At 54.5% G+C, this 492-nt stretch carries 1 protein-coding gene; it reads right to left on the bottom strand.

Going from position 1 to position 492, the window contains the following annotated elements:
- The coding region (gene udk, locus H6B10_RS15260) for a uridine kinase (RefSeq protein ID WP_345941866.1) at window positions 1-491 on the bottom strand (491 nt) is incomplete at its 3' end.
- Window position 492: the final 1 nt, after the last annotated feature.

Below are 492 nucleotides of genomic sequence, written 5' to 3'. Positions count from 1 at the left end.
TGCTCATGCATCGGCTTGACGGTGGTCAGATATTGGCTCACCACGCTGTCCAGCGTACGTCCACGCTCTTTAACATCGCGGACAATGCGGCGCAGAATACGCACATCGGCATCGGTATCCACAAAGACCTTCATATCCATCAGATCACAAAGCTCTGCAGAATCAAAAATCAGAATGCCTTCCACAATAATGACCGGCGCAGGAGTGACCAGCACCGTTTCATTGCTGCGGTTATGGATGGTATAGTCGTATACAGGCACCTGCACCGGATGACCAGCCCGCAGTTCACGCAGGTGGGCGACCATCAGCGGGGTGTCGAAGCTGTCGGGGTGGTCGTAGTTCAGTTTGCAGCGCTCTTCATAGGGAAGTTCGTCGTGCCGTTTGTAGTAACTGTCATGGTTGATGACACTCACTTCATTTACGCCAAAATGCTCCCGCAGACGCTCCGTCAGGGTACTTTTGCCGCTGCCGGTGCCGCCTGCGATGCCGATG

This window comes from Gemmiger formicilis, assembly GCF_016901605.1.
Lineage (GTDB): Bacteria > Bacillota > Clostridia > Oscillospirales > Ruminococcaceae > Gemmiger > Gemmiger formicilis_B.
This window is presented reverse-complemented; position numbering and strand designations above follow the sequence as displayed.